This is a genomic window from Dethiothermospora halolimnae, from assembly GCF_037577855.1.
GTDB lineage: Bacteria > Bacillota > Clostridia > Tissierellales > VENL01 > Dethiothermospora > Dethiothermospora halolimnae.
The window spans coordinates 26,160-34,550 of the sequence record NZ_JBAKFX010000043.1 but is presented as its reverse complement, the minus strand read 5'-3'; the positions used below and the strand labels follow the sequence as shown (position 1 = coordinate 34,550).

6 protein-coding genes are annotated in these 8,391 nt (G+C 33.0%); 5 read left to right on the top strand and 1 reads right to left on the bottom strand.

The window, feature by feature from the left end; all coding sequences use genetic code 11:
• Nucleotides 1-289 precede the first annotated feature (289 nt).
• On the top strand, nt 290-1,960 hold the full coding sequence (locus tag V6137_RS15150; RefSeq protein ID WP_425448793.1) for a PucR family transcriptional regulator: 1,671 nt from the start codon (nt 290-292) through the stop codon (nt 1,958-1,960).
• Between the two features lie 208 nt (nt 1,961-2,168).
• Nucleotides 2,169-2,528: a hypothetical protein gene (locus tag V6137_RS15145; protein ID WP_425448792.1), complete on the top strand. Its 360-nt coding sequence runs from the start codon at nt 2,169-2,171 to the stop codon at nt 2,526-2,528.
• Between the two features lie 415 nt (nt 2,529-2,943).
• On the opposite strand, the gene V6137_RS15140 is transcribed toward V6137_RS15145, so the two are convergent.
• A complete protein-coding gene (locus V6137_RS15140) occupies nt 2,944-3,636 on the bottom strand; it encodes a cyclase family protein (protein ID WP_425448791.1) in 693 nt (230 codons plus the stop codon).
• Between the two features lie 414 nt (nt 3,637-4,050).
• Between V6137_RS15140 and ftcD the strand changes: the two genes are divergently transcribed.
• The 3 genes from ftcD (at nt 4,051) to V6137_RS15125 (ending at nt 8,288) form a co-directional block, all read left to right on the top strand.
• Nucleotides 4,051-4,980 (top strand): glutamate formimidoyltransferase, encoded by a 930-nt coding sequence (ftcD, locus tag V6137_RS15135; RefSeq protein ID WP_425448790.1) that lies wholly within the window; start codon nt 4,051-4,053, stop codon nt 4,978-4,980.
• A gap of 58 nt (nt 4,981-5,038) precedes the next feature.
• A complete protein-coding gene (locus V6137_RS15130) occupies nt 5,039-6,709 on the top strand; it encodes a formate--tetrahydrofolate ligase (protein WP_425448789.1) in 1,671 nt (556 codons plus the stop codon).
• A 106-nt stretch (nt 6,710-6,815) separates the two neighbouring features.
• Nucleotides 6,816-8,288, top strand: a complete 1,473-nt coding sequence (locus tag V6137_RS15125; protein ID WP_425448788.1) for a dihydroorotase — start codon at nt 6,816-6,818, stop codon at nt 8,286-8,288.
• Nucleotides 8,289-8,391 lie beyond the last annotated feature (103 nt).

Sequence of the window (8,391 nt, the reverse complement as noted above, 5' to 3'; positions counted from 1 at the left end):
TTTACAAGTTTATCTTCACAGTATGAAAAATTCAGATTGTCTTAGTGAACCGCCGTATACCGAACGGTACGTACGGTGGTGTGAGAGGCCGGTAGATAAATTAATTATCTACCTCCTACTCTATATACATATCTTACTATTTATAACTTTAAAAAGAAAATTTATATTTTCCTTTGATAGTTTTGTAACTTTTGATACAATAGTAGTGTAAAAAAATAAATAAAATTATCAAAAAATGTCGTTTATAACGATAGATATATATTATGTCCTTAAGAAGGAGTAGGTTTATATGGTTAGACAAAATGGTATAACTATTGAAGATATCATGAACATGGAAGTTATGGAAAATTGTAAAATAATTGCAGGGTATAAAGGGATTAGAAACACAATATCAAAGGTAAATATAATGGCGGATCCAGATATATTGGACTGGGTTGATGAAGGAGAACTTTTATTAACCACCGGATATGCATTTAAAAAAGCAGATATATCTGAACAAAAAAAGCTGATTAAAGAATGTGCCAGTAAAAATTTAGCCGGTATAGGAATAAAAATATCTCCTCATTTAGAAACCATACCGAAGGAAATACTAGACTTAGCCGATGGTTTGAACTTTCCCATAATAGATATTTACTATGACATACCCTTTTCCGATATTATGACCCCTATATTTCAAGAAATATTTAATAAGCAGGCTAAGCTTTTAAAGAAGGTTGAAAGGGTACATGAAGAGTTTATGAATGCAATGCTTTTAGGCTCAAGTGTAAGTAAGATTGGACAAATAATATATGAAAATATAAAAAATCCAATATTAATTGAATTACAGTGGCCTAATAAAACAATACCTCAATTTGGCGAAATAGATGAAGATACAAAGGATATACTGTTAAATGATTCCAAAAAGTTTGCAGATCCTAAGTTTAAAAGGCAACTTGAGAGAAAATTTAGTGAGGATAAATTCTTAATAAATGGCAAATATATAACTAGAATGGTTATGCCTATAGTGGTCAGAAATAATGTTTATGGTCATATATTTGCTTGGGCTGTTAATACACCTTTAGGTGGGTTTGATTTATCTGTTATTGAGAGGGCATCAACAACCATGGCCCTTGAAATATTAAAAAAGTTATCTATTAAGGAAGTTGAAAATAGATATAGAACGGAATTTTTAGAGGATTTATTATCCTATGATGATAGTAAGAAACAAAAGGCCATAAGACGGGCACACTTGTTTAACTTAAGTAATAATGATAAATATATGGTAGTGGTATTTGAATTGAAATATAAAAAATATAATTCTAAAAAAGATGAAATGCCAGTTGATTATATACAGGAAAATCTTCAAAAGGTTATTTATACCACTGAAACTATACTAGACGGTATAGGTATAAAAAATATAGTTGCAAGTAGGACCGATAGTATTCATATTTTATTGGCACTAAGAAAAGGACAAGAACATAGTGATATATTAGATAAATTAAATAATAAAATAAAAAGTTCTTTAGATGATAAATTTAAGGATATAGATTTTAGGATAGGTATAGGTAGGCCCTACGACGGTCTTGAAAATGTATATAATAGTTTTATGGATGCCAATAGGGCAATAAAGGCTGGAAAAATTATAAGTGAAGGAGAAGTAATAGACTTTGAAAAATTAGGCATTTATAAGATACTATGTCAAGATCATTTAAAGGAAGAACTAATTAGATTCTATAATGGAACCCTTAAATCTTTAGTAGATTATGATAACAAAAAGTCTACAGAACTTGTTAAAACTTTAGAATCTTACTTCTTTAATAATGGAAATTTAAAAAAGATGTCAGAAGAATTATATACCCATTATAATACTGTGTTGTATAGGGTTCAGAGGATAAATGAAATAACTGGAATGTCCCTTGAAAATTCTGACAATAGGTTAAATTTAGAAATAGCATTAAAAATAAAGAAATTATTAGACTGATAACCATACTATATATAGTATGGTTATTTTGTGTAAAAAGTTTTATATTGGCTATAATAGTACAGACTAGGGTTAAGAAAAATTAATATTATGTAGTTTTGTTAAAATAAAAATTAACTCTTTGTAAAAAAGTGTAAATACTACACAATGTGACTTAGAAACATGTTATAATTAAAAAACCTTAGAAATTGTACTTGGAGGTGGATATATGAGGTTGAATATGAAATCCATAGCCATAGAATATTATGAAGGATTAATAGGCTTAGGAAAATCCAATAATGAGATTAATAAAAACTTAGGAAACAGAATTCAGAGAATAGGTCGGGAAAAGTTTATAAAGGATTATCCACTATCGGCTCTTGATGTAGTGAACCACAGAACCTTTTGGGAAATATGTATGGAATTAGACATTGTTGAGAAACCATTCTTTTGTAATGACGAAGAATATAATGATTTTGAAAAAAAACTACATGAAATTCTAACATCTATGATGAATTATGGTGAAAAAAGCTCATACGATAAAGAAGACATAAAAAAATTATTTAGACAATATAGAGTTTTAGTTTAAAAAGTCCCCTTAAGGGGACTAAGCGTAGTGACAAAGTAAGCAAAAATGTCCGCCAGTCCTCGGATTTGGAAAATATATAGAAACGGTCGAAAATAGAATTCCAAACTCGCTATGCTCAAACAGTGGAATTCAAATGATTTTCTCCCTTATTCTATATTTTCACAAATCCTGCGGGATGGCTCCCATTTTTGCTTACTTTGTCTAAAGATACTTAGAAGGCAGTCTGAGTCCCCTTAAGGGGACTTTTTTATTTATAACAAAAAAAGAAGTGGCCATGGCCACTTCTTTAAGGGGACCAAATACATTAAGTATTTGGGTTTAAGGATGTAAAATAATTGGGGAAAGTGTTAAGACTTAGGTTTTAGTCTTAAATATTTTATCATAAAATGTTGTATTTTGTCTAGAAATATTTTTATTAGTCTTCTAATAATGCAACGGCACGTATTGGAGAGCCTGAGCCATCACGGATTTTAAGGGGAAGACCGATGTATAAGAATCTTCTATTAACTACTTTATCAAGGTTACAAAGATTTTCCGTGTTAGTGATGTCATATTCTCCACAAACTAAATGACCAGAGAAATTAATATCATCGGGATGGTCAATCGCCGGAGCATCTACCCCTATGTTAACAACTCCCCTTTCAGCAAGCCATTTGGCGGCATCATAACTAAGACCTGAATATGTAGTTTGCCATTTATCAGTTCCAAAATTCCTATCAAAATGACCTGTATACATTAATACAATATCACCCCGTTGGATTTGTTGACCTGATTTTCTAACAGCTTCTTCTAAATCCCTAGGTTCAATGTATCTAGTTGCAGGAACATGGGATAAGTCAATACATATTGCACTGCCCCAGAAATATTCTATAGGCATTTTATCAATAGTTTCTCCTGAGGGCTTATACTCCCAAACTCCATCACTATGGGTACCACAATGTTCACTCATAAGAAGATTTCTTGCAGAAAAGCCTAAAGCTTTACTTCCGGTATCCTCCATATTTTGTTCGTGGGTCATGTTTTTCATTATAAAAGTTTTTTGATGCATAGGGAAAACTGACATCCCTTGAAATATCTCTTGGGATAAATCTACTAAACGTAAACTCATAAATAAACTCCTTTCTTTTTAAATGGATTTATTATATTATTACCCATTTTATAATTTACTATCATTATACTATTTATGAAAAAAATTTCTTCATGAAAATTACACAAAGGAATAAAAAAAGTTTTTTTGCTTAACATATCTAATAGCACCAAAAATATTTTAAGGAGGTTAAATAAAGGGTATATGTATGGATAGAGACTTATAATCAAACATATATTGTATATATCAAACAAAATTATTTATTAAAGACAGGGGTAAAGCCATAAAAGATTTGTAAAGTAATAACAAGGGGAAAAATTAAGTTTTATGATATTATTAAATCACAGTGAAAAATGAAGCAAAGCTAAATTGTTAGATGTTAAAAATTTGATAATAACTTTTTTTAAAAATACATATATTAAGGAGGCAATGCAAATGGCAGTAGATAAGAAGTATATATTAGCCGTTCCTAACTTTAGCAACGGTAGAGATGAGGATGTTATTGAAGCTATTGTTGATGAGGTAAGAAAAGTAGATGGGGTTCAGTTAGTAAGTTATGAGCCAGAGCATGACTTTAACAGAACAGTTGTTACAGCGATTGGAGAGCCAGCTCCATTAAAAGAAGCATTACTTAATATGGCGGAGAAGTCAATCGAATTAATTGATATGACTAAGCAAGAAGGTTCTCACCCAAGAATAGGTGCCCAAGACACTATACCTCTATTTCCATTCAAGAACATAGAGCTTGATGAATGTGTAGAGCTTGCTGAAGAAATAGGTAAAGAGTTACACGAAAAAACTAAGATTCCTGTATTCTTCTCAGGTCAAAATGCTAGAGATGATAGAAGAAAATCATTAGGCTTTATAAGAAAGGGACAGTATGAAGGATTAAGGGATCTATTAAAAGATAAATCTCACCCAGACTATGAAGATAGAAAGCCTGAGTTAAGTGTTGATGGAATGCTTAGTGAGAAGTCAGGTGCTACAATAGTTAGTGCTGATAAAGAAGGATTAACAGCATATAATGTATTCTTAGATACTGAAGATGTTAGCATAGCTAAAAAAATAGGTAAGGCTGTAAGGGGACCAAGTGGTGGTTTCTCAACAGTAAGAGCGGTTGGAATTAAGTTCCCAGAAAGAGATGGAGTAGTTGTTTCAATGAATATGTTTGATTGTACTAAGACTCCTCTTTATAGAACTTTCAATTTTGTTAAACAAGAAGCTGCAAGGTATGGAGTAAATGTAACTGGTTCAGAAATAGTAGGACCTGTTAAATTAGAGCACCTAATGAATTCATTAGAATTCTTCCTAGGACTAGAAGGATTTAGAAAAGAACAAATTCTAGAAACGCACTTAATGAAGTAATATATGAAAAGCCATTAAGGATGTCCTTAATGGCCTACTTTTAAAGGGGGTAATACTAGTGAAAACAGATGTACAAATAGCACAAGAGGCAAATATGCTTCATATATCAGAAATAGCAAAAGGACTTGGAATAAAAGAAGAGGAACTTGAGCTATACGGAAAGAACAAAGCAAAAGTTTCCCTTGAAACTTTCGATAGACTAGAAGAGAAAGAAGATGGAAAACTTGTATTAGTTACTGCTATAAACCCAACTCCAGCGGGAGAAGGAAAGACGACAACTAATATAGGTCTTAGTATGGGACTTAATAAAATTGGTAAAACTGCCATATCAACATTAAGAGAGCCTTCCCTTGGACCTTGTTTTGGAATAAAAGGTGGTGCAGCAGGTGGAGGATACGCACAGGTTGTCCCAATGGAAGATATAAATCTTCACTTTACAGGAGATGTACATGCCATAACTACAGCTCATAACCTTTTATCAGCATTACTTGATAATCATCTACACCAAGGGAATAAGCTAAATATAGATCCAAGAAGAATAACTTGGAAAAGAGTAATTGATATGAATGATCGTGCTTTAAGGAACATAGTAATCGGATTAGGTGGAAGGACTCAAGGAGTTCCTAGAGAAGATGGATTTGATATCACAGTTGCATCTGAAATAATGGCGATTCTTTGTTTAGCTACAGACTTAGAAGATTTAAAAGAAAGAATAGGAAAAATGATTGTAGCATACACTTATGATAACGAGCCAGTAACAGCTGATCAATTGGAAGCAACAGGATCTTTAACGTTACTTCTTAAAGATGCTATTAAGCCTAACTTAGTACAAACACTTGAAAATACACCTGCATTTATCCATGGTGGCCCGTTTGCTAACATTGCCCATGGGTGTAATAGTGTTATGGCAACAAAGATGTCCCTTAAACTTGCTGAATATACTGTAACAGAGGCAGGGTTTGGTGCTGACTTAGGTGCTGAGAAGTTCTTTGATATTAAATGTAGATTTGCAGACCTTAAACCTGATGCAACAGTAATAGTTGCAACAGTAAGAGCTCTTAAAATGCACGGAGGAGTAGCTAAAGCTGATTTAGCTGAAGAAAACCTTGAAGCTCTTAAGAAAGGGTTCGAAAACCTACAAAAACATATAGAGAATGTTAATAAATTTGGAGTACCAGCAGTAGTTGCTATAAATAAATTCCCAACCGATACAGAAGCAGAGCTTAAGTTACTTGATGAAAAATGTAAAGAAGCAGGAGCCGATGTTGTATTATCAGAAGTTTGGGCAAATGGAGGAGAAGGTGGCGTTGAGCTAGCTAAGAAGGTTGTGGAAGTTGTTGAAAGTAAACCTTCAGAATTCAAACCTCTATATGATGTTGAAGGAACAATAGAAGAGAAAATAGAAAAAATAACTAAGGAAGTATATGGTGCAGATGGTGTAGACTTCACTAAAAAGTGTAAGAAACAAATCAAGAAGTATGCTGAATTAGGCCTTGATAAAATGCCGGTTTGTATGGCTAAAACACAATACTCATTCTCAGACGACCCAAGTCTTCTAGGAAGACCTGAAGGATTTAGGGTAACGGTAAGAGAGATTAGAGTTTCAGCTGGTGCAGGATTCTTAGTAGCCCTTACTGGTAATGTAATGACAATGCCAGGACTTCCTAAGGTTCCAGCTGCTAATAGAATGGATATATCTGAAAAAGGTGAAATAACAGGTTTATTCTAATATTTCAAATAAATCTTAAGGTTTCAGGGGAGATACTTCCCCGAAATCTTAAGGAGCTATGAAAACGTTAACTTTTTAAAATATACTTTAAAGGAGTGTAAATAAAATGTATGATCTTATAATTAAAAACGCAAGAATCCCTAAAGGGGAAAATGATACTGTAGAAACAAATATATTAGTGAAAGATGGTGTAATTAAAGGTTTCCTTATAGACATAGATGGTATAGATACAAAGGAAGTTATAGATGCAGAGGGTAACCTAGTTATACCTGGAGGATTTGATTCCCATACTCACTTTATGGATCCAGGATTTACTCATAGAGAAAACTTCTTAACAGGTACATCTTCAGCAGCTGCAGGTGGTATTACAACAATTATGGATATGCCTTGTTGTTCAAAGCCTTCAGTTAGAAGCGTAAACGAACTTGAAATGAAATTAGATGCTATAAAAGATAAAGCAATAGTTGACTATGCTATGTGGGGTGGAGTTACAGGTGAAGATGTAAGAGAAGGAAACCTACACAATGTGCAAGAACAAGCCGACTATGGTGTGTGTGCATTTAAATGTTACATGACTCCTTCAGTTCCAACATACCAAAGGGTTACTGACCCAGAAATGTTAGAAGCTTTTAGAGCTGTAGCTAAAACAGGTCTTCCAGTGGGAATTCATGCAGAGAACTTTGCAATGGCAGATTACTATACTAAGAAGTTTGAAAAAGAGGGAAGAACAGATGGTCCTGCATGGGCTGAGGCTAGAAATACATTAATCGAAAAAGTGGCTATCGAATTAGGTATAAGCTTTGCTGAAGATACTGGTGCGAGACTTCACATAGTTCATATGAGTAGTGGAATCGGTGCTAAATTAGTAGGAGAAGCTAAGAAGAGGGGAATAGATGTAACGGCAGAGGCAACTCCTCACTATTTAACTATAAACTATAAAGATGCTATGACAGAACACGGTGCATTTGCTAAAATAGCTCCGCCACTAAGAACTAAAAAAGATAATGAAGAATTATGGGAAGGTTTAGCAAACGGAAGTGTAGACTTCGTAGGTACTGACCATGCTCCATATGAAATAGAAACGGAAAAAGATTATGAAGGATCAACTATATGGAATGCATTCCCAGGAATCCCAGGGGTTGAAACTATGCTTCCTATCCTAGTAAGTGAAGGATATAATAAGGGAAGATTAACACTAAGACAATTAGTTAATGTGTTAAGTACTAATGCAGCTGTTCAATATGGTTTATATCCTAAAAAAGGTGCTATGGAAATAGGATCAGATGCTGACTTTGCTATAGTAGATCTTGACTATGAGTGGACTATAGACCAAAAAGATTCTTATACTATGGCTAAATACAATCCACTACATGGCATGAAATTAAAAGGTAAGCCAGTTAAAACTATTGTACGTGGTACTGTTGTTTATGATGATAAAGACGGAGTAGTTGGTCAAGAAGGATATGGTCAATTTGTTAAGAGACAAAGAATAAGCAAATTAACTAAAGATATTAGATATTCTTCAAGGGGAGAAGAAACATTTGCTAATGCTCCTCATACATGGATCAATACTAAATAATTAAATAGATATTTTAGTAAATAAAGTTTTCCCAAAGGAATTTTAGTGAAATTAATTAAACTAAAGCTAGATAAATATAAATTCTTAATCTAGGGAATAATAC